21 protein-coding genes are annotated in these 23,463 nt (G+C 60.0%); 2 read left to right on the top strand and 19 right to left on the bottom strand.

The genetic code is table 11. From position 1 onward, the window contains the following. Positions 1-11 precede the first annotated feature (11 nt). The 19 genes from HMPREF2698_RS06830 to uvrA all read right to left on the bottom strand — a co-directional run bounded on the left by HMPREF2698_RS06830 (position 12) and on the right by uvrA (position 21,683). On the bottom strand, positions 12-1,529 hold the full coding sequence (locus HMPREF2698_RS06830) for an amino acid permease (RefSeq protein WP_070563129.1): 1,518 nt from the start codon (positions 1,527-1,529) through the stop codon (positions 12-14). A 214-nt stretch (positions 1,530-1,743) separates the two neighbouring features. Next, positions 1,744-3,168: an argininosuccinate lyase gene (gene argH, locus HMPREF2698_RS06825; RefSeq protein WP_070529939.1), complete on the bottom strand. Its 1,425-nt coding sequence runs from the start codon at positions 3,166-3,168 to the stop codon at positions 1,744-1,746. A 26-nt stretch (positions 3,169-3,194) separates the two neighbouring features. Further along, positions 3,195-4,409 carry an argininosuccinate synthase gene (locus HMPREF2698_RS06820; protein ID WP_070529937.1) on the bottom strand — a complete coding sequence of 405 codons (1,215 nt, stop codon included), beginning with the start codon at positions 4,407-4,409 and terminating at the stop codon, positions 3,195-3,197. 74 nt (positions 4,410-4,483) lie between these two features. Next, positions 4,484-4,969 carry an arginine repressor gene (locus HMPREF2698_RS06815; RefSeq protein ID WP_070529935.1) on the bottom strand — a complete coding sequence of 162 codons (486 nt, stop codon included), beginning with the start codon at positions 4,967-4,969 and terminating at the stop codon, positions 4,484-4,486. Between the two features lie 4 nt (positions 4,970-4,973). After that, a complete protein-coding gene (argF, locus tag HMPREF2698_RS06810; protein WP_070563127.1) occupies positions 4,974-5,891 on the bottom strand; it encodes an ornithine carbamoyltransferase in 918 nt (305 codons plus the stop codon). Then, positions 5,888-7,066 (bottom strand): acetylornithine transaminase, encoded by a 1,179-nt coding sequence (locus HMPREF2698_RS06805; RefSeq protein WP_070563125.1) that lies wholly within the window; start codon positions 7,064-7,066, stop codon positions 5,888-5,890. The genes argF and HMPREF2698_RS06805 overlap by 4 nt, the downstream gene beginning before the upstream one ends. Next, a complete protein-coding gene (gene argB, locus HMPREF2698_RS06800) occupies positions 7,063-7,998 on the bottom strand; it encodes an acetylglutamate kinase (protein ID WP_070529928.1) in 936 nt (311 codons plus the stop codon). The genes HMPREF2698_RS06805 and argB overlap by 4 nt, the downstream gene beginning before the upstream one ends. An 18-nt stretch (positions 7,999-8,016) precedes the next feature. Next, complete coding sequence (gene argJ, locus HMPREF2698_RS06795; RefSeq protein WP_070563120.1) at positions 8,017-9,174, bottom strand: bifunctional glutamate N-acetyltransferase/amino-acid acetyltransferase ArgJ; 1,158 nt, start codon at positions 9,172-9,174, stop codon at positions 8,017-8,019. Between the two features lie 84 nt (positions 9,175-9,258). Then, positions 9,259-10,302: an N-acetyl-gamma-glutamyl-phosphate reductase gene (gene argC, locus HMPREF2698_RS06790; RefSeq protein WP_070563118.1), complete on the bottom strand. Its 1,044-nt coding sequence runs from the start codon at positions 10,300-10,302 to the stop codon at positions 9,259-9,261. Positions 10,303-10,495: 193 nt separating this feature from the next. Then, entirely contained in the window at positions 10,496-10,948 is a 453-nt protein-coding gene (locus HMPREF2698_RS06785; RefSeq protein ID WP_070529922.1) for a hypothetical protein, read from the bottom strand. 173 nt (positions 10,949-11,121) lie between these two features. Beyond that, positions 11,122-13,638, bottom strand: coding sequence for a phenylalanine--tRNA ligase subunit beta (gene pheT / locus HMPREF2698_RS06780; protein WP_070563116.1), 2,517 nt, complete (start codon positions 13,636-13,638; stop codon positions 11,122-11,124). A gap of 29 nt (positions 13,639-13,667) precedes the next feature. Further along, complete coding sequence (gene pheS, locus HMPREF2698_RS06775; RefSeq protein WP_070523173.1) at positions 13,668-14,714, bottom strand: phenylalanine--tRNA ligase subunit alpha; 1,047 nt, start codon at positions 14,712-14,714, stop codon at positions 13,668-13,670. A gap of 97 nt (positions 14,715-14,811) precedes the next feature. Beyond that, positions 14,812-15,612: a TrmH family RNA methyltransferase gene (locus tag HMPREF2698_RS06770; protein ID WP_070563113.1), complete on the bottom strand. Its 801-nt coding sequence runs from the start codon at positions 15,610-15,612 to the stop codon at positions 14,812-14,814. Between the two features lie 124 nt (positions 15,613-15,736). Next, positions 15,737-16,213, bottom strand: a complete 477-nt coding sequence (locus tag HMPREF2698_RS06765; protein ID WP_070563108.1) for a TM2 domain-containing protein — start codon at positions 16,211-16,213, stop codon at positions 15,737-15,739. A gap of 205 nt (positions 16,214-16,418) precedes the next feature. Continuing rightward, positions 16,419-16,802, bottom strand: a complete 384-nt coding sequence (gene rplT, locus HMPREF2698_RS06760) for a 50S ribosomal protein L20 (RefSeq protein ID WP_005323264.1) — start codon at positions 16,800-16,802, stop codon at positions 16,419-16,421. Positions 16,803-16,858: 56 nt separating this feature from the next. Next, positions 16,859-17,053 carry a 50S ribosomal protein L35 gene (gene rpmI, locus HMPREF2698_RS06755; protein WP_010190075.1) on the bottom strand — a complete coding sequence of 65 codons (195 nt, stop codon included), beginning with the start codon at positions 17,051-17,053 and terminating at the stop codon, positions 16,859-16,861. A gap of 36 nt (positions 17,054-17,089) precedes the next feature. Further along, positions 17,090-17,659, bottom strand: a complete 570-nt coding sequence (gene infC, locus HMPREF2698_RS06750) for a translation initiation factor IF-3 (protein ID WP_083299163.1) — start codon at positions 17,657-17,659, stop codon at positions 17,090-17,092. A gap of 206 nt (positions 17,660-17,865) precedes the next feature. Continuing rightward, positions 17,866-18,846, bottom strand: a complete 981-nt coding sequence (locus HMPREF2698_RS06745; RefSeq protein WP_246818364.1) for a serine hydrolase — start codon at positions 18,844-18,846, stop codon at positions 17,866-17,868. Beyond that, complete coding sequence (gene uvrA / locus HMPREF2698_RS06740; protein WP_070563100.1) at positions 18,846-21,683, bottom strand: excinuclease ABC subunit UvrA; 2,838 nt, start codon at positions 21,681-21,683, stop codon at positions 18,846-18,848. The genes HMPREF2698_RS06745 and uvrA overlap by 1 nt, the downstream gene beginning before the upstream one ends. Positions 21,684-21,759: 76 nt before the next feature. Here uvrA and HMPREF2698_RS06735 point away from each other — a divergent pair, with 76 nt between their 5' ends. Beyond that, entirely contained in the window at positions 21,760-22,362 is a 603-nt protein-coding gene (locus HMPREF2698_RS06735; protein ID WP_070529910.1) for an MBL fold metallo-hydrolase, read from the top strand. 95 nt (positions 22,363-22,457) lie between these two features. Continuing rightward, positions 22,458-23,381 carry a DoxX family protein gene (locus tag HMPREF2698_RS06730; RefSeq protein WP_070563097.1) on the top strand — a complete coding sequence of 308 codons (924 nt, stop codon included), beginning with the start codon at positions 22,458-22,460 and terminating at the stop codon, positions 23,379-23,381. Positions 23,382-23,463: the final 82 nt, after the last annotated feature.

Genomic DNA, 23,463 nt, shown 5'->3' with positions numbered 1-23,463 from the left:
TGATCCTTGTGTTAATTCTTCGGGTGAAGGTCCGTCTGCGGCGCGGCTGGGAAGCGCGAGGTGGGAAGGTGCTTGGCCTTCCTCTCCGCCGCGATGGTGTAGATACGCTCACGCCAGGCAAACCACATGGCAGCGAACACCGGAATGAGAAGCAGCGTAGAGGCCAGAGCGAAGGTTCCGATTGGGTAGTCAAAAGCCATAAGGATAATGACCACCGCGATGAAGGCGAGCACAGACCAATCACCTGCTTGGCCGAAGGGCGAGCGATAATTTGGACGGGTATAGCGCCCCTTCTTTGCCAGGTGCACAAATTTGATGTGCGACATGGCCACGGCGGCCCACGACGCCAACGTGCCCAGCGCGGCCAAGTTCAACACGATTTCGAATGCCATCTCGGGCACCACATAGTTAAGAAACACACCAGCGAGACCGACGAAGGCGGCCATCACGATGCCTCCATAAGGAACGCCAGATGTGGACATGCGAGCACCGAATTTGGGCCCGGAGTTAGCAGTAGACATGTTGTACATGATGCGGCCCGTCGAATACAGACCGGCATTCAATGAGGAAATCGCAGCGGTGATTACCACCAGCTGGAAGATAGGCGCAGCATAGCCTGCGCCAAGTGACTCAAAAAAGGTCACGAATGGCGATACTTCTGTGACGTAGGTGGTGTAGGGCAATACCAGGGTCAGCAGCAGCACGCTGCCGAAATAGAAGACCACGATACGGAATAGAACACTATTCACCGCACGCGGAATATGCTTTTCGACGTCCTTTGTCTCACCCGACGTGGTACCTACCAACTCGATGCCTGCATAGGCAAAGACAACGCCCTGGATGACAATTACTGCAGGCAACAGGCCATTAGGAAGCCAACCACCGGCATCAGCGATAAGGCTAAATCCGGTGGGGCCACCGTTGGGGTGGCCCAGAATGACCACCCCGATGGCCACCGCCATGAAGACCAGGAGGGCGATGATCTTGATCATGGAGAACCAATACTCCAGCTCGCCAAAGATCTTTACCGAGAGCATGTTGAACAAGAGGATGCTGCACACAACGCCCAGGGCCAGCACCCACTGCGGGACGGCGTCCAACCACGAGGTGTACTGACCAAACCATTTGATATAGATCGCCACGGCCGTGCCATCTGCGACCAAGGTGGCAGCCCAGTTTCCCCAGTAGAGCCAGCCGGTGACAAAAGCGGTCTTCTCGCCGTAGAACTCACGGGCATAAGAAACGAAAGAGCCAGAACTTGGGCGGTACACGATGAGTTCGCCGAGCGAGCGCAGGATGATATAGCCAAAGAATCCGCACACCAAATACAAAACAGCGAGGAAGGGCCCCGCCGTTTGCAACCGGCCACCGGTGCCGAGCAAGAGCCCGGTGCCGATAGCTGAACCGATGGCGATCATCTGAAGCTGACGGTTACTCATCCCCTTCTGCAGTCCGTGATCTTCCGAGGCATAGACCGCTTTCTCTTTTTCGTGCGACTCCGTGTTCGGTGGCCGAAGTAGTTCAGTCATCAGGGAGATAGTCCTTTCCGCGTTAAGAACGTGCCTTTGCTTCACATTCCCTAATGAAACGTTATAGCGACATTATGAGACTGCCATCACTATCTACCCCTACAGTGCCCCACGGCACATACGCACGCAGCCAAAACGAGCGGCCTCCCCTACCCCCGCACACAAAAGAACCGCATGGCCCAAAGCGGCCATGCGGTGACAGAGCTTGTTGAGACTAGCGCAGTGGAGTTTCTGCCCACTTCCGCGCGGCAGCAGCGCACTCACGAACCTTTTCACGCTGCTCCACCACGCGCACACCGGCGGTGCCGCCCTTGGTAGAACGTGAGGCCACTGCCCCATCGATGGTGAGAACTTCACGGACTTCGGGGAGCAGGCGCTTATCGACGCCCGCCAGCTCCTCATCCGTGAGGTCCACCAGGTCAACACCCCGAGCTTCCGCAATTTGCACGCAAGCACCGGAGGCCTCGTGCGCTTCGCGGAAGGGAACGCCCTGGCGCACCATCCACTCGGCCAAATCAGTAGCCAAAGTAAAGCCGCGAGGGGCGAGCTCGCGCATGCGATCCTCGTGGAAGGTCAGGGTCTCAATAAGGCCGGTCATAGCCGGTAGCAGCAGGTTGAGCTGTGCTACCGAATCCACGATGGGTTCCTTATCTTCCTGCAGGTCACGGTTGTAAGCCAGAGGCTGCGCCTTCAACGTGGAGAGCAATCCGGTGAGGTTGCCGATGAGACGTCCCGTCTTGCCACGGGTCAGCTCCGGAACGTCCGGATTCTTCTTTTGCGGCATGATCGAAGAGCCAGTAGACCAGGCATCGTCCAGAGTGACGTAGCCATACTCTGGAGTGCACCAGTAGATGATCTCCTCGGAAAGACGGGACATATCGACGGCAATCTGAGTAAGGACGAAGGCCGTTTCAGAAGCAAAGTCACGCGCTGCCGTTCCATCCAGAGAGTTCTCTGCGGAGGAATCAAAGCCGAGCTCCTCAGCAATGGCTTCCGGGTCCAAGTGCAGCGAAGAGCCGGCGAGCGCACCCGAGCCATAAGGTGACACAGCCAGGCGCTTATCCAGATCCTGAAGGCGCTCAATATCACGCAGCAACGGCTGCGCGTGAGCGAGCAGTTCGTGTGCCAACAAGACCGGCTGCGCTGCCTGGGAGTGGGTCTTACCCGGCATGATCGCATCCGGGTGAGCTTCGGCTTGACCAGCCAAGGCCTCCACCAAGTCAGTGACCTGGAGTGCGATATCGCGAATGGCGTCACGAATCCACATCCGGAACAGGGTGGCTACCTGGTCATTACGGGAGCGGCCGGCACGCAAGCGCCCGCCTACCTCGGGGCCAACGATGTCGATAAGCCCGCGTTCCATGGCCCCGTGCACGTCCTCGTCGGTCGGCAGCGGCCCAAACTCGCCGGAGGCAACCTTCTCCCCCAGCTCACTGAGCCCAGAGAGCATGGTGTCCAAGTCGGCGTCGGAAAGCAGGCCCGCCTTGTGCAGTACCTTGGCATGAGCCTTGGAGGCTAGCACGTCATAGGGCGCCAGCACCCAGTCGAAGTGGGTAGATACGGACAGGGCAAACATCGCCTCGGAGGGGCCGCCCGAAAAGCGGCCGCCCCACAGCGCACCCTCATTGGTCTTGTGCATCGATTCCTTACCTTGGCTTAGTTGTTCTACTTGCCCGTGGGGAAACCGCCGTCGCGGTCACGCTGGTTGGAGATTTGCGTCGACAGGCCATGCAGCTGGACAAAGCCCTTGGCAGCGGTCTGGTCGAAGGTATCACCGGTGTCATAAGTGGCTAGGTCGAAGGAGTAGAGGGACTGGCCCGAACGGCGGCCATTTACGGTGGCGGTACCAGCATGCAGAACCATGCGGATATCGCCGGTGACGTTCTCCTGGGTGGACTCGGTGAAGGCATCCAACGAGCGCTTCAGCGGAGAGAACCAGAGGCCGTCGTAGACCTCCTCGGACCAGCGGGCGTCGGTAAGGCGCTTGTAGCGAGCCAACTCGCGCTCCACAGTGACATCTTCGAGTGCCTCGTGAGCCTTGATGAGCACCATGGCGCCCGGTGCCTCGTAGACCTCGCGGGACTTAATACCCACCAGGCGGTCTTCCACCATGTCGAGGCGGCCAATGCCCTGGGCACCGGCACGGCGGTTGAGCTCCTCGATAGCCTGCAGGACGGTAACCGGCTTGCCGTCGATGGCGGTGGGCACACCCTTATCGAAGGTGATGGTCACCTCATCCGGGGCATTGCCCAGATCCGGCTGCTCGGTGTAGGCGTAGAGATCCTTTGTCGGCGGGTTCCACAGATCCTCCAGGAAGCCGGTCTCTACCGCGCGGCCCCAGACATTCTGGTCAATGGAGAACGGAGAGGCAGCGGACTGCTCGATGGGAAGGTTGATTTCCTCGGCAAAGGCGATGGCCTTGTCGCGGGTCCAGGCATAGTCACGCGCGGGAGCAATGATTTCCAGGGTGGGATCCAGCGCGCGGAAGGAAACCTCGAAACGCACCTGGTCATTACCCTTGCCGGTGCAGCCGTGGGATACGTGAGTACCACCGTGCGCCTGGGCCGCCTCGACCAGGTGCTTGACGATGAGCGGGCGGGAAATAGCAGACACCAGTGGGTACTGCTTCATGTACATGCCGTTCGCCTTGATGGTGGGCAGGCAGTACTCTTCGGCGAACTCATCCTTAGCGTCAACCACGATGGACTCGACGGCACCGCAGTCAAGAGCGCGCTGACGCACGGAGTCCATATCCTCGCCGCCCTGGCCCAGGTCTAGGGACACGGCGATAACCTCGCCACCGGTCATCTTGGCCAGGTAGGGAATGGCGACGGATGTATCCAGACCGCCAGAGTAGGCAAGCACAACGCGTGCAGTCATAGTATTTGCTCCTTTAAGACAAACAGGTGCTAAGAATCGAACTGATTTATATTATACAGACTTACGTATAAATGTTAAATGCTGCGGTTGGTGAGCTTCTCCGCCAGCTCCCGACCCCCTAATCCCTCACGAGCGAGGACGAAGATGGTGTCATCGCCCGCGATGCAACCGACGACATCCGGCAAGCCCACGCGGTCGATGAAAGATGCCAAATACTGCGCGGCACCCGCGGGGGTGCGCAACATCGCAATATTGCCGGAGTAGTCATGCGACACCACGAGCTCATCGAGCATGCGGCGTAGCTTCTCACGCGGACCGTTGAGTTGGTCTTCGAATTGCTCCAGCTCGCCGCCCACAACGTAGAAAGAACGGCCACCATCGCGTTTTACCTTTTTAGCGCCCAGCTCGTCGAGATCACGCGACAACGTAGCTTGCGTGATGTCAATTCCCTCATCAAGCAAAAGCTCAGAGAGCTGAACTTGGCTCGTGACCCGAGTGCGGTCGAGTATCTCCAGAATCTTGGCCTGGCGGGCATTGCGCGTAGTTGGGGTCGTCGTCATTCGTCTACTTCTCCTCCTGAGCTGCAAGAAGCCACACGAGTAGCGCCTTCTGTGCGTGGAGGCGGTTCTCCGCCTCATCAAAGACGCGGGACTGCGGCCCATCAATCACATCGGCAGTCACTTCATTGCCGCGATAAGCCGGAAGGCAATGCAGGAAGATTGCCCCTTCCTTGGCGCGCGCCATGACTTCCGAGGTGACCTGGTAAGGCAGGAACGGGGTCCGGCGGTCCTTGCCATCATCTTCCTGGCCCATCGACACCCACGTATCGGTAATAACAACATCGGCGCCGTCGACGCCGTCGAGGGAATCGGTCACGGTCACCGTGCCGCGCTTGCGTGCGCGTTCCACAAACTCCGGCTGCGGCTGGAAACCTTCCGGCGCAACAATCGTCATCTCCATGCCCGCGGTTGCAAAACCCAGCATGTAGGAGTTGGCCATGTTGTTATTGCCATCGCCGAGGTAGACGGCCTTAAGGCCGGTCAGCTCGCCAAAATTCTCGCGGCAGGTCACCAAATCCGCCAGGATCTGGCACGGGTGCAGGTCATCGGACAGAGCGTTGACGATGGGTACCGTCGCGGTTTCAGCCATCTCTAGCAGGTTTTGGTGCGCGTAGGTGCGCCAGACAATTGCCTCGACAAACCGGGAGAGAACAGCAGCGGTGTCCTGGTACGTCTCGCCTTTGCCCATCTGCGTGGACTTTGTCTCCGTGACGATGGCATGCCCGCCCAGGTGAGCAATTCCCGCCTCGAAGGAGAATCGCGTGCGCGTCGACGTCTTGTCAAAAAGAACCGCGACCGACTTCGGGCCCTCCAGCGGACGCTCGGAGAAGGGGTCCTTCTTCAGCTTCAAGGCAAGGTCCAAGACCTCTGCTTGCTCCTCCGGTGTGAGGTCGTCATCTGCCAAGAAATGGCGCACGCTCATCCTATTTCCTCCAGTACCTTATGCAGGCGATCGATTGCTTGCGTGAGTTCCTCATCGGTGATCACCAACGGCGGGGTCAAGCGCAAGACCTCGCTGCTTGGGGCATTGAGGATGAGACCGTGGTCCAAGCCTGCAGCCACAACGTCCTTTGCCACCGATTTATTTAATACAACACCTAGCATAAGCCCTCGGCCCCTGACTGACTGCACCGCCGGGATTTTGGCCACCTCACTGCGTAGCCACTCCCCCTTTCGGGCGACGTCGGCGAGGAAGGGGGCGTCGACAAGCTCCAGCACCGTCGCTGCCGCCGCACAGGAAACGGGATTGCCGCCGAAGGTCGTGCCGTGGGAACCCGGGGTGAAGAGATCCTTTGCCTGACCACGGGCAATGGTGGCGCCGATCGGCATACCCGCGCCCAATCCCTTAGCCATGGTGATGACATCCGGAAGAACACCCTCATGCTGGAAGGCAAAGAAATCGCCGGTGCGCCCCACACCAGTTTGCACCTCATCGACAATCATGAGGATGCCGTGCTTGGTACAGAGCTCCCGCACGGCGCGCAGGAATCCATCGGGTGCGGGTATCACACCCGTCTCCCCCTGAATGGGCTCCAAGATGATGGCGGCGGTATCCTCCGGGTTCTGTTCCACCAAGGTGGTCAAGTAGTCAATGTCACCGTAGGTATAGAACTCCACCCCACCCGGGAAAGGTTCAAAAGCCTTGCGCTTGGCAGGTTGCCCGGTCATGGCGAGAGAGCCCATCGTCCTGCCATGGAAACCATGGTCCGCGGCGAGGATGCGGCGGCGGCCGGTCAAGCGTGCCAGCTTAAAGGCAGCCTCATTGGCTTCCGCCCCGGAGTTTGAGAAGAAGACACGGGCCTCGCTATCCCCCACTTTCTCCAGAAGTTTGCCGGCAGCCTCGACGACGGGTTTGCTGGCAAAGAGGTTGGAGACATGTCCAACGGTCGCCACCTGGGCGCTGACCGCCTCGACGATGGCCGGGTGGGCATAGCCCAGCGAGTTCACCGCAATGCCGGCGAGCGTATCGATGTATTCTTTACCGTCTTCATCGGTCACCGTGGCGCCCTTGCCGGACACGATGGCCACGGGTGGGGTGCCGTAGGTGTTGCTGAGCACTTGCCCCCAGCGTTGCGTCAATGTGGTCTGCGCGGTCATTTCTTATCGTCCTTCCTGAAGACTGTTCCTTCTGGGTAGTCCTCACGGTTGTAATCATTGGGCAGCACCATCGTGCCGATGCCGCCCGTAGTGAGCAGCTCCAATAGCACGGCGTGGGCGATACGCCCGTCGATGACGTGGGCGGCGCTCACATCTCCCTCGACAGCCATAAGGCAGGACTCCATCTTCGGAATCATGCCCGAATCCAGGCCTGGGAGCAGGGCTTTGAGTTTATCGACCTCAATTTTCGACACCAGTGAATCGCGATTGGGCCAGTCGGTGTACAGGCCCTCCACATTGGTGAGGATGACAAGGCGCTCAGCACCCAGTGCTCGTGCCAATGCACCGGCGGCGATATCCGCGTTGATGTTGTAGACCTCGCCGTCATTTCCGGGAGCGATGGTCGAGACCACCGGAATGCGCCCAGCCTCGATGATGTCCATGACGGCGGAGGGATCGACGCTGACGATGTCTCCCACCATGCCGATATCGGTGGGCTCGCCGTCGACGTCGACAAGCCGCTTGCGGGCCTTAAACAGACCCGCGTCCTCACCGGAGGTTCCCACGGCGTAGGGACCGTGGGAGTTGATGAGATTCACCAGACCGCGACCCACCTGGCCGAAAAGAACCATGCGAACCACATCCATGATTTCCGGGGTGGTCACGCGGAAACCGCCCTTGAATTCTCCTTCAATGCCCAGCTTGCCCAGCATCTCATTGATCTGCGGGCCCCCGCCGTGCACCACCACGGGCTTAGCGCCCACGGTGCGCAGGAAAACCATGTCAGCGGCGAAGGCGGCCTTGAGCGAGTCATCCACCATCGCGTTGCCGCCGTACTTCACGACGACGATCTTGTCGCGGTAGTGCTGCAGCCACGGCAAGGCTTCCGCGAGCACAGTGGCGCGGTCTACATTGCTGAGTCCCTGAATCATCTTTCCTCCCTGCTTCTCTTAGGAGCTGTACGCGGAGTTGATTTCCACGTAGTCGTGGGACAAGTCGGTGGTGCGCACGAAAGCGGTACCGCTTCCACCAGTACCTAGGTCAACGCGTACGTCAATGTCAGCCCCGGAAAGGTCAACATCGCGCGCGCCGGGCGCGCCGGTGGAGCCAACGCACACAGCCTGGTCATTGAAGAACACCGAGATGTTCTCCGGATCCATATCAGCATCTGCCATGCCCACTGCGGCGAGCACGCGACCCCAGTTGGGATCCGAGCCGAACATCGCACACTTGAAAAGGTTGTCGCGCCCCAAGGTGCGCGCGGCGTTCAGCGCCTGTTCATCGGTGGAGGTTCCTTCGACCGTGATCTTCACGCGCTTGGTCACCCCCTCGGCATCTGCCTGGAGCTGATCCGCGATATCGGAACACACCGCCAGAACAGCAGCATCCAGCTCTTCCTGGCTAGGCTCTACACCAGAAGCACCAGAGGACAGGATGATGACCGTGTCATTGGTGGAGGTCGAGCCGTCAACGTCAAGCGTGTTGAAGGTCTGATCACTAGCGGTCTGCAGCGCCGAACGCAAGGCTTGTGGGGAGGCCACGGCATCCGTCGTCACGCATACCAACATGGTGGCCAGAGAGGGAGCCATCATGCCCACACCCTTGCCCATGGCGCCCATGCTCCAACCCTCGGCCTTAAAGAGCGATTCTTTGACCACGGTATCGGTGGTCATGATTGCCTCCGCGGCGGCCTGACCGTGCGATTCATCAGAACCGAGATCCCCGGCAACCGCTTCGATACCGGCCAATGCCTTCTCCATGGGAAGCAGCTCTCCGATAAGACCCGTCGAGCACGCCGCGATGTTGGCTGCGGGGATATCTGTGTGCTCGGAGACAGCGGCTACCATCGCCGCCGCATCCTTGTCTCCTTGCACGCCGTTGCAGGCATTCGCGTTGCCTGAGTTATAAATGACGGCTTGGATGGCACCGTCCGCTACTGCTGCACGGGAAAGCTTCACGGGAGCGGCCACCACGCGGTTACGGGTAAACACTGCGGCTGCATCAAAGTTGGGACCTTGATTGACCACAAGGGCCATATCCGGCTTTCCGGAGGGCTTAATCCCAGCCGTCGTGGCGCCAGCGAGGAAGCCGGCGGGTGCAGTAATCATTTCTAGTTTCTCCTTGTCTTAGCGGAACTACAGTTCCAGCGGGATTGGGTGGCGCGAGGAACGCGCGGGCGAGTATTTGGCTATCTAGGGGGCGACGGCTGCCTGCGGCAGGCCCAGAGGTTCCTCCCAGCCCAAGGTGAGGTTCATGCACTGAACGGCCGCGCCGGCGGTGCCCTTGCATAGGTTGTCTAAAGCCGCAGTGATGACAAGGCGGTTAGCGCGCTCATCCACGTGTGCCTGAATATGAACCATGTTGCTGCCCACCACGTTCTGGGTTTGCGGTTGCTGGCCTTCCGGAAGCACAAGGCAAAATGGCTCGTCGGCGTAGAACGCACGGAAAGCCTGGGCAACACGGCGCTTGTCGACGCCCCCCTTCAGCGGCGCCGTAATCGTGGCCAAAATGCCGCGCGGCAGAGGGGCAAGCACCGGAGTAAAACTCACGGACACCGGCTCCTGAGTAAAGGGTTGCAGGTTCTGCAGTACTTCCGGGGTGTGGCGGTGGGTGCCACCCGGCTTGTAGGCCTTGAGGTTGCCCATTGTCTCCGCGCCCAACTGAGCTACGGAGGCCTTCTTACCGGCTCCGGATACACCGGTAATCGCGATGACGGACAGGTCCGGCTCAATTAGCCCTTGCGCCACGGCAGGAAGGGCCCCCAGGGTAATCGTGGTGGGAAAACACCCTGGAACAGCCACGCGGTTGCTGCCCTTGAGCTTGTCGCGGTTGCCGGGAACTTCCGGGATCCCGTAGGGCCACGCGCCGGCATACTCACCGCCATAGAATGCATCCCAATCTTCTTTGTTGCGGAGGCGGAAATCGGCGGCACAATCGATGACGGTGACGGACTCCCCCAGCTGACGGCCTATCTCCGCCGAATGCCCGTGCGGCAAACCGAGGAATACGATGTCATGGCCGGCGAGGACTTCTGGGGTGGTGTCCTCGATGACACGGTCTGCCAACTGCGGCAGATGCGACATGAGTTCGGAGACTCGCTGGCCAGCATTGGAGTGCCCCGTGAGCGCGCCAATGCGCAGATCACCTGAAAGGTACGCTGGGTGCGACAGCAAGAGGCGTAGAATCTCGCTCCCTGCATAACCTGTGGCTCCGGCGATTGCTACTGAAATACTCATGCAGCCACCCTAGCAAATAATGCAGTCGGCCGTATGTTATTCAAAAACAGCCGCGATATTTCTTCATTCCATGAACGACGAAGCTCGGATTCTCGCGGTATAGTGCGAAATTCCGAGCTGTGGATGAGGAAATAGGAGTGACGCGGGGCCGGCTAACTCCGGGCCCTTTTATGAAACGAGGGCTGTATTTGGACTACATGACGCGGGAAGAGACGTCCCCCAGTCCTTCCGAACCAGATACGGCCTTTTTTCCTGCGTAGCCTAGGTAGCCCTGTGGGCCGACGAAGTGGATGCCGCCCTGCGCATCGGCGATAGCGGTGACTTCATTGAATTGGTGAACTTGGCCTGGCTGGAGGCGCTTGAAGTTCGTGGTCGTAAGCCCTTGGTTAAAGCAGTCAGCCTTAGAGCGGCCTGCATGGTAAATAAAACGCGGTGCCAGTTGGCCTGGCGGGTTGCACTGCGGGCTGGTAGCTCGTGCGCCTTCGGACAGACATGCTACGTAGGTTCCTTCGATATTCGCGCTTTCACAGTTGACGGTGCCGTCGGCATTGGAGAAGCCTTGTGATAGGTCGGCGGAGGCATGTGGGGCAATCGTGAGTGCACCGACAACGGCGGCGGTGGCGGTAAGGCGGGACAACAGACGCATGGTGTAGACAATCCTTTCGGGGTTGGAAACGCTGCCCCTCTGAGGCTATGAGCTAAACCACACACCTACCAGCGCTGGGGGATCTTTCCCCACGCCTTCGCACGCTTGCGCAAAGGGAAACCCGGCCCACCTGCGGGGTGAACCGGGTTGATGGATTAAGAGATGTCGATAGGCTAAGCCCGCATCTGTGCGCCGAGACGCTGCTGAGCCAGCTCCGCAGCGGCCAGACGATGCTGGTTCGCCTCGTCATCAGTCAGTGTGCGGTCATCAGCGCGGAAAAGAAGCTGGAAGGCAAGGGATTTCTTGCCCTCACCAAGCTGCTCGCCGCGGAAGACGTCGAAAAGCTCCACGGACTCCAGCAGCTCACCGGCGCCCTCCTCAACGACCTTACGAACCTCTTCAGCCGGGGTGGCATCATCGACGACCAAAGCGATGTCTTGGTGCAGGGCCGGGAAGGAAGACAACACAGGTGCCGGGAACTTCTCCTCCAACGGCAGTGCTGAGACATCGAGCTCCATTGCACACGTGCGTGCAGGAAGCTCCAAAGCTTCAAGAACCTGCGGGTGCAGCTCACCCGCATAGCCCACGACCTGCTCTTCATCATCGGCGAGGACAATTGCGGCACAGCGACCCGGGTGCCACGGAAGCTGTTCGGCTGCCTTAACTGCAACGTCAACACCAGCGGAACGAGCCACCTGGCGCGCAGACTCGATCGCATCTGCGTAGCTATACGCGCGGCCGGTCCCCCACGGACCTTCGTGCTCAATGTTGCCGGTAGCAACCGTAGCCACGTGCAGCGGCTGCAGAGGCAGGGACTCCAAAAGCTCAGCCACGACGGACTCCTCCGGGCGGGACTCCACCGAAGGCATCGGCGACGCATCAGCGCGCTTGAAAGCCACCTGCTGGAGACCGAAAAGGGCAAGGTCGCTTCGGCCACGGGCCACGTTGCGGGCGATGGCCTCAAGAAGGTTCGGGAGCAACGTCGTAGAAAGAATGGCCTTGTCGGACTCGAGAGGATTCTGCACGGCCACAGTCTTACGTCGCGGATCCTCCTTGTCCAAGCCCCATGTATCAAAGGTGTCGTTCGGGATAAACGGCGCCGGCAAGACCTCGGCATAACCGGCATAGGCCAAAGCGTGGCCAATAGCGCGGCGGCGCTTCTGGGCCGGCGTCAGACCGCGACCGCCTGCCGGGGTCGGCAGCATAGTGGGAATGTCCTCTAGCCCTTCCAGGCGCAGGACTTCCTCAATGAGGTCGACGTCCATGGAGATATCCGTGCGCCACGTCGCCGGGGTAACCTGCAGCTCATCACCGTTGTCGGTGACGTCGCAGCCCACCTCGTGCAGGCGCTGGATAATGGTGTCGCGGGAGTACTCCACGCCGGCGTATTCGCTGGGCTTGGCGGTACGCAGGGTGATGGGCTCGCGCTTGGCGACGTCTCCCACGAGCGTCCTGCCAGCCTCGATGGTGCCGCCAGCAATCTGCTGCAGCAGCGCGCAGGCGACGTCGAGGGCGACCTCAACAATGTCCGGGTCGACGCCGCGCTCGAAGCGGCGGGACGCCTCAGAGGAGAGCTTGTGGCGGCGAGAGGTCCGGGCCACGGTGATCGGATCCCAGATGGCGGACTCGAAGTAGACATCCGTGGTCTCATCGGAAATCTCTGAGGTCGTACCGCCCATGACACCGGCGAGGGACTGAATGCCGTTGTCATCGCAGATGACCACGTCACCAGCCGACAGCTCACGCTTGACGTGATCTAGGGTCTCGAACTTCTCCCCTTCTGCGGCATTGCGCACCACGAGGTTGCCGCTGATCACATTGGCATCGAAGGCGTGCATCGGGGCACCCAGCAACAGCATGACGTAGTTCGTGACGTCGGTGGCCACGTTGACGCTGCGCTGGCCGGACAACATGAGCTCGCGCTCCATCCAAAATGGAGTTCGGGCAGCGGGGTCGATACCGGTGACCTTGCGCAGACCGAAGCGCTGGGCTTTGGTTTCCTCGCGCAGGTCAACGTCGATAAACGCGCCCTGTGCCTGAGGAACAGCCGAGATATCCACACCGGCCGCGCTCGGGTCCTGAGCCACGTCCGGGAAGGTGAGGTCAAACGCCGAAGCCACCTCGCGGGTCAAACCACGCGCGGAGAGGGCGTAGCCGCGATCCGGGGTGATGTTGACGTCGAAGGCGGTATCAGCCAGACCGATGATGGGGCGGGCGTCCTCGCCAACCTTGTCCGCCACCTCGTCCCCTAGAACGATAATGCCGTTGGCCTTGTCGCCGAAGCCGAGCTCAGCGGCGGAGCACATCATGCCGTTGGAGATGTGGTCATAGGTCTCGCGGGCAGCAATCTTGAAGCCGCCGGGCAGCTCAGCACCTGGGAGGGAGACCACGACATAGTCATTGAGACGGAAATTGCGGGCACCACAGATGATGCCCTGCAGCTCGCCGGTGCCATTTGCGTGGCCAACGTTGACCTGGCAATAACGGATTGGCTTCTTGAACTGCGTGAGCTCTTCAATCTCGACGACCTGGCCAATGACCAGCGGGCCGGTCGTCTCTGGGAGGGCCTCAAATCCCTCGGTTTCAAAACCAACGCGAACAAAGCCGGAGTCCAACTCTTCGGAAGGTACGCTCCAGCCGGAATTCGCGGTGCCCAGGATGCGGGTAACCCAGTCTTGGGAAATAAGCATTGTTTTCTCTCTATCCTTTCTCTGGGTTCCTATGCCTGCACGCCGAAGGGCAGGGTGAAGCGAACATCGCCTTCAACCATGTCACGCATATCGGTCAGACCATTGCGGAACTGCAAGGTGCGCTCAAGGCCCATGCCGAAGGCGAAACCTGTGTACTCCTCGGGGTCGATGCCCACGGCACGCAGAACGTTGGGGTTGACCATGCCGCAGCCGCCCCACTCGATCCAGCCGGCGCCGCCCTTCTTATTCGGGAACCACACATCGACCTCGGCCGAGGGCTCGGTGAACGGGAAGTAGTTCACGCGCATGCGGGTGGTGGTCTCGGGGCCAAAAAGAACCTTGGCTAGGTGCTCCAGGGTGCCGCGAAGGTGGGCCATGGTCAGCCCCTTGTCCACTGCTAGGCCCTCCACCTGGTGGAAGACCGGAGTATGGGTGGCATCGAGTTCGTCGGTGCGGAAAACGCGACCCGGGCAAGCGATGTACAGCGGTACGTCTCGCTCAAGCATCGTGCGTACCTGCACCGGCGAGGTATGCGTACGCAAGACCTGCTTGGAGCCTTCCTTGCCCACATGGAAAGTGTCCTGCAACGTACGCGCAGGGTGATCGGGCTTGAAGTTCAGCGCATCAAAGTTAAAGTACTCGGCCTCAACCTCCGGGCCGTCGGCAATCTCCCAGCCCATGCCCACGAAGATGTCGGCGATGCGCTCCGACAACGCGGTAATAGGGTGCAAAGCACCAGTCTGCGCCCGCGTGGTGGGGACGGTAACGTCGACTTTCTCCGCCTTCAGCTGAGCGGCGCGAGCCTCCTGCTCCAGCACTTCACGAATCTGTGCAAAGCGCTTTTCCACCTTGCCGCGGGCCATGTTTACGGCACGACCGGCGTCCTTGCGCTGATCCTTGGGCAACTGGCCCAGCGACTGGCGGGCCTGCGGAATATAGCCACCGTCACCAAGGTGTTCGCGGCGGGCGGAGGTGAGCTCGTCGAGGTCGGATGCAGCCTCGAAGGCGGCAATGGCCTTCTCCGCGGCGGCCCCCAGGGCCTCTTCGGTCAATTCGATCTGAGGTGTATCGGACACGTGCCTTGATTACCTTCTTCTCGCACAAAAACTAACGCGAGCTATCTTACCGTGCTTAACGACTACTGTGGCCACCAGCCCTAGTCACAGAGCAGAGCTAGCTGTTCTGTTGCTTGGCTGATTCATAAAGACAAATGCTGGCGGCCGTAGCCAGGTTGAGTGACTCTGCACGCCCAAGAATCGGAATGCGCACACGCATGTCAGCTTCATCCAAGAGCTCGCCCAGTCCATGTGCTTCGTTACCGAATAACCAGGCGGTGGGTTGGCTCAGATCTGCCTCAGCTAGATCTACTTCACCATCAGCAGCCGTGGCTAGCACCTGCATCCCGGAAGAGCGCAGCTTGCCCAGGACGTCCTTGATGTTGGGATCGCGAGCAACGGGCACATGAAACAGCGACCCCGCCGACGCGCGCGCGACCTTGCAGCCCAAAGGGTCGACCGCCTCACCGGCGAAGATGACACCGTCCGCCCCCATGGCGTCCGAAGTCCTAATCAGGGTACCTGCGTTGCCAGGCTCAGACGTCAGCACTGGGACTGAGACCAGCTGTGGTTTGCCCGCCAGAATCTTGCCGGCGCTCCACAGGACGGGGCGGCACACGGCGAAGAGCCCGGTGCTCGTCGCGGTATCAGACAGGTGCTTGGCCGCCTTATCCGTGATGGGGTGGACATAGACGTCCATATATCCGCAGGCTTGCACGATGTGGGCGAAGCGCTCGGCGGCTCTTTCCGTCACGAAGACGTCGGTCGCCGCTCCCGTGGACACCGCCGCGTCCACAGCGTTTTCGCCCTCGATGATGAAGCGCTCCGCCTTACGACGGTTGGCCGCGCGGTGCAGCTTGGCCGCATTGACTACGCGCGGCGTGCGTTCGGTAAAAGCAGAGGAGAAATCCAGATCCATGTATGTGACGGTACCGACCGAGCTTCACATTGAAAAGTCCCGCTTGCCCACCACGTTCGGGCGGGCAAGCGGGATAAGAGTTCTCCGCGATTCTCTGCGCGCAGTTACTGCTCTCTGCGCGCGGTTACTTCTTCAGCGGTACGCCGTTTGCGTCCTTATCGTAATTAGAGAAACCACCGGCGATGAACACCAGCTCGACCCACTTCCAGATCACCAATCCAGCGACGAGGAAAATACCAATGATGATGAAGGAGGTAATAATGCCGATGATCGCAAGGGCCAGCTGCCACATACCGCGCTTCGTGCGGCCGAGGTAGAAGTTATGAACTCCCAATTCTCCCAAGAAGAAGCACAAGAGCAGTGCTACTACCCATGACTTTTGCTCTCCTGCGGCTTGTGGCTGCTGGCCATAGTGTGACTGGTAAGCGCCCTGCTGTGCCGGAACGTTGTGGGACTGCTGCGAACCACCATAGGGGGCCGCGCTATAACCGTACTGGTCGCTCGAAGATCCGAAGGGGTTTGCCTGTTGCGGCTGTCCTCCATTAGAAGCGCCGTCAAAAGCGTCGCCATTGGGCTGATAAGCGTTGTTCGGGTTGGTCATTTCTCTTCTCTCCTTCACACCATGTATCTCTGGCCAGCCCCAAGGACTAAGGGCAGGCGGCTCTCATGACAGTACTGTGCAATGTAACACAATCCCTCGGGAGAAGCAGGGCTTAAGGGTTCTTGCGGGCATTACTCCCGCAACGACAAAACCCACCGTCCCTTCATCAGGGGCGGTGGGTGCATCTGGCGTCTACGCGCGGTGCTTAGGCAGCCTTCGGAGCGTTGACGTCCTCCGGAAGTGCAGCCTTAGCAGCCTCGCACAGTGCGGAGAAAGCCTCGAAGTCATTAACTGCAAGCTCGGCGAGGATCTTGCGGTCAACCTCGATCTCAGCCAGGCGCAGGCCGTGGATGAGGCGGTTGTAGGTGATGTCGTTCATACGAGCAGCAGCGTTGATGCGCTGGATCCACAGCTTGCGGAACTCGGACTTACGGGCGCGACGATCGCGGTAAGCGTAAGTCATGGAGTGCAGCCACTGCTCCTTGGCCTTGCGGTAAAGGCGGGAGCGCTGGCCGCGGTAGCCCTTAGCGGACTTCAGGATTGCGCGACGCTTCTTCTTGGCGTTAACTGAGCGCTTTACTCGTGCCACAGTAATACTTCCTTATCTTGATTGTGAGTGTGTGGGGATGGGAGTTTCGGCGCTGACTATGCGCGGCCGAGAAGGCGCTTGACGCGCTTGGTGTCTGCCTTGGCGACGTCCTCGGTGCCCTTCAGACGACGGGTGCGCTTGGACGGCTTGCCCTCCAGGAGGTGGCGGCGGTTAGCCTGCTCGCGGCGCAGCTTGCCGGAGCCAGTCACCTTGATGCGCTTGGCGGTGCCCTTGTGAGTCTTCTGCTTCATGAGAATTAAATCCTTAAATCCTAAGTGGAGCGTGGTCTACTTCTTGCCTTTGCGGACGGGTCCAAGAACCATGGTCATGTTGCGACCATCCTGCTTGGGACGCGACTCCACAACGCCGACCTCTGCGACGTCGTCAGCCAAACGCTCCAACAGGCGGAAACCCAGCTCCGGACGCGACTGCTCGCGGCCACGGAACATGATGGTCACCTTTACCTTGGAACCCTTCTCCAGGAAGCGCACCACGTTGCCCTTTTTCGTCTCGTAATCGTGATCATCAATCTTCGGACGGAACTTCTGTTCCTTCACCACAGTTTGCTGCTGATTCTTACGGGACTCGCGGGCCTTCTGGGCCTGCTCGTACTTAAACTTGCCGTAATCCATGATCTTGGCTACGGGCGGCTTCGCGTTCGGTGCAACCTCGACCAAGTCAAGATCCGCTTCGTACGCGAGCTTGCGAGCATCGTCAGTACGGACGATGCCCACCTGTTCACCACCGGGGCCAACAAGACGGACCTCGGGTACTCGGATGCGCTCATTAATGCGAGCTTCAGCGCTGATTGTGGTTCTCCTCGATTGTGGGGCTAGTAGTGTGCCTACCGAGGCCACAAACGAATAAATCCCGGCGCCAGTGGCATCCGGGAGTTTCTTTTTCAAGCACGCACCACCGCGTGGCGCCTACTCTTAACCTTTATCCTGCGTTGGAATGGTGATTCCTACGCGGCCTCAGGTGGGAGAAACTCCGCTTGCGGCCCAAGTACCTCCTGGAGGAGGCGCTACGGGCGGTAGTGCGCACTACTCTAACACCACATGCATCAATCACCAAATCGGCGAGCAGGTGAGTTAGTTGTTGGTTCGGCCGACGCACCTTGTCTCTTCGACGCTGCGCTTGCCGACGCCTCCTCAGCCCTCGGCGCTGCGCCAGGCCGCGCACAACCAACCAAGGGCTTTAGCGCGCCCTCCCCCAGCGCCTCGGTGACAACACGGTCTACGCCTGCAGCAAGCAAGTTAAGAGCGGGTATAGCCTCCTCGGCGTAGTCGCCGGGCATGGTGACCTCAATGGCCAATCCCACCGCGCCATCGGCATCCTTACCGGCCCCCTCGGTTTCCCGCACCCCAATCTGGCGATGGGTATACCCGTTGTCCTCCTCGGAAAGCCCCCAGCCGCCTTTGGCCCGGGTATGCGGGAGGCGGTCGAGTCCATTGTCTTGCCATTCCACGATGTCATCCATCGCGTCATAAACCTGCGCGGCTTCGGGGATACACGGCAAGTGTGCGCCAAACTTGGCCTGCTCTTCGAGCAACCACGTGGAATATCCAAATGGTTCCTCAAATTCGCCGGATGAGTCATATTCCTTCAAGAGAGCCTTGACTGCGCTTCCCGCGTCCCCCTCGGTCCAACGAACGTGGGACCACAGTGCGTAGGCGGCATCGTTGTCCGATTCCTTAATGGCGAGGTCCACAAGCTCAGGGCTAGCCTCGTCGCGCAAAGCCGCGATGGCGATCGGCACCTTTACGGTTGACCATGCAGGCTCTTCACCCCTTAGTCCAGCGTTGAATGTTGCCTGTTGATCCGCCACTGACACTCCAGCTTGAACGTCATACTCACTTTCGACGTCTGCGACGACGGCGCGCAGCTCCGCATCGAGGCCGTAGCTGTTCTTAACCCCCTCACTAGATGTTTCTGGAGCTTCCTGCACTGCGTCCCTATCCGGGGCAGAACAGCCCGCCGCAGTTGTAGCCACGGCAAGACCGAGAGTCAGCGCAGCCGCGTGCGTGAGCTTCTGCCCTACCATCACACCATCTCCTTGAGGAACCCTCCCGTATAGGAGCCTTCCACCTGTGCCACATCTTCTGGTGTGCCCTGAGCCACGACGGTACCGCCGCCGGAGCCGCCCTCGGGGCCCATGTCAACGATCCAATCCGCGGCCTTAATGACGTCCAGGTTGTGTTCGATGATGATAACGGAGTTGCCCTTATCCACCAGACCCTGAATGACGAGCATGAGCTTGCGGATGTCCTCAAAGTGCAGGCCCGTCGTCGGCTCATCCAAGATGTAGACCGTGCGCCCATTCGTGCGCTTTTGTAGCTCAGATGCCAGCTTCACGCGCTGTGCTTCACCGCCGGAAAGTGTTGTAGCGGCTTGGCCCAGGCGGACGTATCCAAGGCCCACCTCCACCAAGGTATTGAGGTAGCGGTGAATGGAGGTGATGGGCTCAAAGAACTCTGCAGCCTCTGAAATCGGCATGTTGAGGACCTCAGCAATGTTCTTGCCCTTGAAAAGAACCTCCAGGGTCTCGCGGTTGTAGCGTGCACCCTCGCATACTTCACAGGGCACGTAGACATCGGGCAGGAAGTTCATCTCAATCTTGATGGTGCCGTCACCTTGGCACGCTTCGCAGCGTCCGCCCTTGACGTTGAAGGAGAAGCGGCCCGGCTTGTAGCCGCGAACCTTGGCCTCCTGGGTTTCCGCGAAGAGGTTGCGGATCTTGTCGAAGACCCCTGTGTACGTCGCTGGGTTTGAGCGCGGGGTGCGCCCGATAGGGCTCTGGTCCACCTGCACGAGTTTGTCTAGGTGCTCCACGCCCTCGACGCGCTTGGCTCGCCCCGGCACTTGGCGGGCGCGATTGAGCTTGTTGGCCAAGGTTTTGGCCAAAATCTGGTTGACCACGGTGGACTTGCCGGAGCCGGACACACCTGTGACGCAGACGAGGACACCCAGCGGGATCTCCACGTCAATGCCCTTGAGGTTATTCTCGCGGGCGCCGACCACCTTGAGCATGCGCTCAGGATCGATCGCACGGCGCGTATCGGGGACAGCGAGCTTCTTCTTGCCCGAGAGGTATTGCCCAGTGAGCGATTCCTCCACGGCTTCGATACCGGCGGGTTCACCCTGATAGACCACCGTTCCGCCGTACTCGCCGGCGCGCGGTCCGACGTCGACAAGCCAGTCCGCCTCCCGAATGGTGTCTTCATCGTGCTCCACCACGATCAAGGTGTTTCCGATATCGCGCAAGCGCTTCAACGTGGCGATGAGGCGCTGGTTATCGCGTTGGTGTAGGCCGATGGAGGGCTCATCGAGCACGTAGAGAACTCCCGCTAGGCCGGAACCGATCTGTGTGGCGAGGCGGATGCGCTGCGCTTCACCACCGGACAGCGTGGAGGCGCCGCGGTCGAGGGTGAGGTAGTTCAGACCGACGTCGAGAAGAAAGCGCAAGCGCGCCTGGATTTCCTTTAGTACAGCACCAGCGATGATCTCCTCGCGGTGGCCCAGAACGAGCGAGTCGAGGAACTCTGCTGCCTCCTCGATGGACAGCGCCGTCAGGCCCGCGATGGACTGCTCACCGTGAGCGGTCGAGGCCAAGCGCACCGCCAGGATTTCGGGCTTGAGGCGCGTGCCGTTGCAGGCATTACAAGGAACGCGACGGGTGTACTGAAGCAGGCGGTCCTTCTGCGATTCGGAATCAGCCTGATCAAGCTTGCGCTCCAGGAATCCGATGGCACCTTCAAAAGGCGCGGACCAATTGCGTTGGCGGCCATAGCGGTTCTTGTAGCGCACGCTGACTTCCACGTCAGTGCCATAAATCAAGGCGTGACGCTGCTCCTCAGTCAACTCAGAAACCGGTGTGCGGGGATCGAAGTCGAGGGCCTTCGCTAGGCCTTCGACGAGCTTGACGAAGTACCTCGCATTGGGACTCGACGTCCACGGTTGGATGGCCTCCACAGCCGGAGCATCCGGGTCTGGGATCAACAGATCAACGTCAACCTCAAGGCGGGTGCCCAAACCGTCACACACCGGGCAGGAACCGAAAGGTGCGTTGAAGGAAAAGGCGCGCGGCTCATATTCCTCAATGGTCAGCGTATGGCCGTTGGGGCAGGCAGCCTTCTCCGAGTAGGTGTGAGTGAGCTCCTCCCTGTCGACGAAATCCAGGGTTACCAGGCCATCAGCCAAGCGCAGAGCAGTCTCCACGGAATCCGTCAGCCTCTGCTTTTGGGAAGCCTTGACCTGCAAGCGATCCACGACGACGTCGATGTCATGCTTAATCTGCTTCTTCAGCTTGGGCGGATCACTGAGTTGGTAGAGCTCACCATCCACCCGGACGCGGGAATATCCCTGCGCCGCGAGGTCCGCGAAGAGGTCAACGAACTCGCCTTTACGGCGGCGCACAACCGGTGCGAGGACCTGAAACTTAAGCTTCTCCTCGTGGCTTAAAACCTCATCCACGATTTGCTGTGGGGTTTGACGCTCAATGACGGCATCGCACTGAGGGCAGTGCGCCGTGCCCGCGCGGGAGAAGAGCAGACGCAGGTAATCATAGATCTCGGTGATGGTTCCCACTGTTGAGCGCGGGTTGTGGTTGGTGGACTTTTGGTCAATGGACACCGCCGGAGAAAGCCCATCAATGAACTCAACGTCCGGCTTATCCATCTGGCCAAGGAACATGCGCGCATAGGAGCTCAAGGACTCAACGTAGCGCCGCTGGCCCTCGGCAAAGATGGTGTCGAAAGCAAGCGAGGACTTGCCCGAGCCAGATAGGCCGGTAAACACCACCAATTTGTCGCGCGGAATATCGATATCCACGCCCTTGAGGTTGTGCTCACGCGCACCTCGTACGACCAAACGATCAGCCACTAGTTGCTGCCTTCCTACACAAATGTATGTGTGTTCAGAGAGTTCTCAATCAGAATGTACCCGTATGGTTGGACTTATGAACAACGCGCTTGAGCTTCATAAAATTTCCGTGTCCGACATGAACAACAATTGCTACCTACTGTGTGCGGGCGAAGAAGCGCTGCTTATCGACGCCTCCGCTGACGCCCCCGCGCTTCTTTCTCTAGCCGCAGATAACGGAGTAAAGATCACCTCCGTGCTTACCACCCACCGCCACTGGGACCACGTGCGTGCATTGAAAGAAGTCTTGGACACAACCGGCGCCGTGCACTATGCCTCTTTCCTCGACTCCCCTGCCCTGCCCGCGCCCGTCGACGTGGAGCTCGAGCATGGCGATACCCTGCCTTTTGCCGGCTTCGACCTACCCGTCATCATTTTGCGCGGACACACTCCAGGCGGTGCAGCGGTTGCAGCGGAGATTGACGGTGTCACCAACCTCTTCGTCGGCGATTCCCTCTTCCCCGGCGGCGTGGGGAAAACCACCTCGGAAGGTGACTTCGTGCGCCTGTACAAGGATGTCACGCAGCGGCTCTTTGATGTTTACCCCGACGAAGCGATCGTCCGCCCTGGACACGGAGCGCCCACAACGCTTGGCACAGAGCGCCCGCATCTGGACGAGTGGTGGGAGCGCCGTTGGTAACGACGTGTTAACTGCTGCCCTCACAGCAGCAGTTGTTTAACCCGCGTACTATGGTGTGACGAACGTCTTTACAGATCTATCGAATGGAGCACGTCATGATTCGTAAGTTTGCCCGTCCTATGCTGGCCTCCGTGTTCATCTGGGATGGTGTGGATACGCTCCGCAACACCTCGGAGCACGTCGCGGACACCGAGTCCGTGCTCAAGCGCCTGCGCAAGGTGCTGCCGCGCGAGTACGCAGGCTACATCCCTAACGACCCCGAGCTGGTTACCCGCGCGCTCGGCGGCGCAAAGACCGCCGCGGGCACCAGCTTGGCGCTGGGCAAGGCACCGCGCACCTCCGCTGCTGTGCTGGCGCTGACTCACGTCCCCAACTTGGTTGGAAATGCTTTCTGGACCGCAGATTCCAAGGAAGAAAAGGAAGCACAGCGCAACGGCTTCATTACCAACACCGCTCTGCTCGGCGCCCTGGCCATCGTCACCCAGGACACCGAAGGTAAGCCATCTGTGCGTTGGCGCGCTGCCAAGGCTTCCGAGCGCGCGAACAAGAAGATCCAGCAGGCGCTGCCGGGCAAGTCCGAGCAGCAGAAGTTTGCGGAGGACTTCTCCACCCGCGCCAATGAGATTTCTTCTGATGTCACGGCCAAGGCCAATGACTGGCTCGAGACCGCCAAGGACTACGTCGAGGACAACCGCGATGACTGGGAGTCCACCGGACGCGATTTCCTCGAGTCCGCACGCACCTTCATGGAAGACACCGCCGAGACCGCGCGCGAGTTCATTGAGGACAACAAGGATGACTGGCTCGACGCAGCCCGTGATAACTCCGCTACCGCTCGCAAGGGCCTCGTCAAGGCGGCCGGCAAGGCGCAGGACCGCGCTGACGCGGCCCTGGCCAAGGCCGATTCGCTTGATAGCAAGCGCGCCCAGAAGAAGGCTCGCAAGCGCGCGGAAAAGCTGCAGAAGGAAGCATCCAAGAAGCTCGATAAGGCATTCAAGAAGTTCGGTGACCGCCTCTAAGCACGTCGCCTAAAGTTGCGGATAGCCCCGCAACGCACCGTGATACATGGAAGCGGTGGAGACAACAACGGCTCAGCTAGTA

Source organism: Corynebacterium sp. HMSC072A02, assembly GCF_001810085.1.
Taxonomy (GTDB): Bacteria; Actinomycetota; Actinomycetes; order Mycobacteriales; family Mycobacteriaceae; genus Corynebacterium; species Corynebacterium hesseae.
This window is presented reverse-complemented; position numbering and strand designations above follow the sequence as displayed.

Coding starts and splice junctions, on each gene's coding strand:
- argJ (WP_070563120.1), bottom strand. CDS start 9,174: ATGATTACTGCACCCGCCGGCTTCCTCGCTGGCGCCACGACGGCTGGG.
- argH (WP_070529939.1), bottom strand. CDS start 3,168: ATGCACAAGACCAATGAGGGTGCGCTGTGGGGCGGCCGCTTTTCGGGC.
- HMPREF2698_RS06805 (WP_070563125.1), bottom strand. CDS start 7,066: ATGACCGCGCAGACCACATTGACGCAACGCTGGGGGCAAGTGCTCAGC.
- HMPREF2698_RS06770 (WP_070563113.1), bottom strand. CDS start 15,612: ATGGATCTGGATTTCTCCTCTGCTTTTACCGAACGCACGCCGCGCGTA.
- pheT (WP_070563116.1), bottom strand. CDS start 13,638: ATGCTTATTTCCCAAGACTGGGTTACCCGCATCCTGGGCACCGCGAAT.
- HMPREF2698_RS06765 (WP_070563108.1), bottom strand. CDS start 16,213: ATGACCAACCCGAACAACGCTTATCAGCCCAATGGCGACGCTTTTGAC.
- argC (WP_070563118.1), bottom strand. CDS start 10,302: ATGAGTATTTCAGTAGCAATCGCCGGAGCCACAGGTTATGCAGGGAGC.
- HMPREF2698_RS06820 (WP_070529937.1), bottom strand. CDS start 4,409: ATGACTGCACGCGTTGTGCTTGCCTACTCTGGCGGTCTGGATACATCC.
- HMPREF2698_RS06830 (WP_070563129.1), bottom strand. CDS start 1,529: ATGACTGAACTACTTCGGCCACCGAACACGGAGTCGCACGAAAAAGAG.
- argB (WP_070529928.1), bottom strand. CDS start 7,998: ATGATTCAGGGACTCAGCAATGTAGACCGCGCCACTGTGCTCGCGGAA.
- HMPREF2698_RS06745 (WP_246818364.1), bottom strand. CDS start 18,846: ATGGTAGGGCAGAAGCTCACGCACGCGGCTGCGCTGACTCTCGGTCTT.
- HMPREF2698_RS06785 (WP_070529922.1), bottom strand. CDS start 10,948: ATGCGTCTGTTGTCCCGCCTTACCGCCACCGCCGCCGTTGTCGGTGCA.
- HMPREF2698_RS06815 (WP_070529935.1), bottom strand. CDS start 4,969: ATGACGACGACCCCAACTACGCGCAATGCCCGCCAGGCCAAGATTCTG.
- HMPREF2698_RS06735 (WP_070529910.1), top strand. CDS start 21,760: ATGAACAACGCGCTTGAGCTTCATAAAATTTCCGTGTCCGACATGAAC.
- rpmI (WP_010190075.1), bottom strand. CDS start 17,053: ATGAAGCAGAAGACTCACAAGGGCACCGCCAAGCGCATCAAGGTGACT.
- argF (WP_070563127.1), bottom strand. CDS start 5,891: ATGAGCGTGCGCCATTTCTTGGCAGATGACGACCTCACACCGGAGGAG.
- HMPREF2698_RS06730 (WP_070563097.1), top strand. CDS start 22,458: ATGATTCGTAAGTTTGCCCGTCCTATGCTGGCCTCCGTGTTCATCTGG.